Below are 1,919 nucleotides of genomic sequence, written 5' to 3'. Positions count from 1 at the left end.
AGCAGGGACATCAGAAGTTTGCGCATCTTGGGTTTCCTCTTGTCGCTTGTCTTTAGTCTGTTCTGTTACAGCGCGTCTGCGCCTGTCTCCCCGGTGCGAATCCGGATCACCTGTTCGATCGCCGTGACGAAGATCTTGCCGTCGCCGATCTTGCCGGTGCGCGCGGCCCGCTCGATCGCCTCGACCGCCTGGTCGACGAGATCGTCGGACACGGCTGCCTCGATCTTCATCTTCGGCAGGAAATCGACCACGTATTCGGCGCCGCGATACAGCTCGGTATGCCCCTTCTGGCGCCCGAACCCTTTTACCTCCGTCACCGTGATGCCCGAGACGCCAAGCGCCGACAGCGCCTCGCGCGTCTCATCGAGCTTGAACGGCTTGATGATTGCGGTAATGAGTTTCATGAAGTCCTCTCGCTGGGTTGTCCCGTCGAATTGGTTGGAATGTTGTAACGGACTCTTCTCAGCAACTCGCATGCCATGTCGGTTCGAGCACCGCTTCAAAGGGCTCCGTCACGGGGTCGTATCCCCTGATGTAAGGTGCGGAAGCCCGGCCGAATGGCCAACGTGGCCCGGTTTGCTGGCGCGGCGAAAGGATCGTTGCTAGAGTGCACGCACGTCCCGGATCGCCGGGGCATTCACCCATGCGGGCGCCATGCCCGGATTTCGCGCCCCGGGCGCACCATTTCCGGTCATGCGTGCATCATGGGCACGTACGCAACTGAAGATGCACATTTTTTGTGCAAGGAAGGGGAATCACATGAAGCAACCCAGCGACGTTTTCAACGATCTGCAGTCGCGCGTCAGCGATCTGCTGAAAAACTCGCCGGCCAAGGACGTCGAGCGCAACGTGAAGGCCATGCTGTCGCAAGGCTTCTCGAAACTCGATCTCGTCACGCGCGAGGAATTCGACACGCAGGCACAGGTGCTCGCCCGCACCCGCGTGCGCCTCGAGGAACTCGAGAAACGCGTCGCGGAACTCGAGCAGAAGCTCGCCGCGCCGCAAGCCTGACGCCCTACCCGGCCACAAGGTCCGGGCGCGGGCCGCCTCGTGCGGCCTGCGCCCTTCGCCCTGAAGCCCTGAAGCACCGACGTCGCCTCCGCTCTTCGTCGTCCGTCGTTCTCCGCAGTCCCCCGCTCTTCGCTGTTCATCGCTCTTCGCAGCACCCCCGCTCTTCGCAGTCCGTCGTTCCGCAGTCCCTCGTTCTTTTCCCGCGCCACGCCGGCAAGCGCGCACCGATTCCTCCGATTCCCGCGGCATGCGGCCCCGAACGGCCGTCGCCCGTCCGCCTTGTTTACAGGAGCCTCGCCATGTCGCTCGCCGTGGTGCGCAGTCGCGCGCCCGCCTCCGGCCGCGCGCCGGACGTCACCGTCGAAGTCCATCTCGCCAACGGGTTGCCGTCGTTCTCGATCGTCGGCCTGCCCGATCTCGAAGTCCGCGAAAGCCGCGAGCGCGTCCGAGCGGCGCTGCAGAACTGCGGCTTCGAATTCCCGGTGCGGCGCATCACCGTCAACCTCGCGCCGGCCGACCTGCCGAAGGAATCGGGGCGGTTCGACCTGCCGATCGCGCTCGGCATCCTCGCCGCGAACGGCCAGATCCCGGCCGACGCGCTGGCCGGCCGCGAATTCGCGGGCGAGCTGTCGCTGACAGGCGCACTGCGGCCGATGCGCGGTGCGTTCGCGATGGCGTGCGGTGTCGCGCGGGACTGGCAGGCTGCGGAAAGCGGCGCGGCTTCCGGTTTGCGCTCCGGCACGCTTTCCGATTCGGGCCACGGTGGCCAGGGGGCCGGCCCGGAGCCGGGTCCCGCCGCCGCGTCGAACGCGCCCGAGCTGTACCTGCCGCTCGCCAGCGCCGCCGAGGCCGCGCTCGTGCCGGGCGTCACCGTGTTCGGCGCGCCGGACCTGCCCGCGCTGTGCGCA

Annotated in this window: 3 protein-coding genes; 2 read left to right on the top strand and 1 reads right to left on the bottom strand. The window is 66.6% G+C overall.

Features of this window, described 5'->3' with window-relative positions:
• Positions 1–65: 65 nt before the first annotated feature.
• The gene (locus tag G3N64_RS38905; protein ID WP_027789049.1) at positions 66–404 is read right to left on the bottom strand and encodes a P-II family nitrogen regulator; all 339 of its coding nucleotides are present in this window, start codon (positions 402–404) and stop codon (positions 66–68) included.
• Positions 405–759: 355 nt separating this feature from the next.
• Between G3N64_RS38905 and G3N64_RS38900 the strand changes: the two genes are divergently transcribed.
• Both G3N64_RS38900 and G3N64_RS38895 read left to right on the top strand, forming a co-directional pair.
• On the top strand, positions 760–1,011 hold the full coding sequence (locus G3N64_RS38900) for an accessory factor UbiK family protein (protein WP_006489451.1): 252 nt from the start codon (positions 760–762) through the stop codon (positions 1,009–1,011).
• A gap of 299 nt (positions 1,012–1,310) precedes the next feature.
• The coding region (locus G3N64_RS38895) for a magnesium chelatase domain-containing protein (protein WP_277399164.1) at positions 1,311–1,919 on the top strand (609 nt) is incomplete at its 3' end.

Source organism: Burkholderia sp. Ac-20344, assembly GCF_017104975.1.
Lineage (GTDB): Bacteria > Pseudomonadota > Gammaproteobacteria > Burkholderiales > Burkholderiaceae > Burkholderia.
The sequence above is the reverse complement of the archived record's forward strand: the minus strand, read 5'-3'. Positions and strand labels throughout refer to the sequence as shown.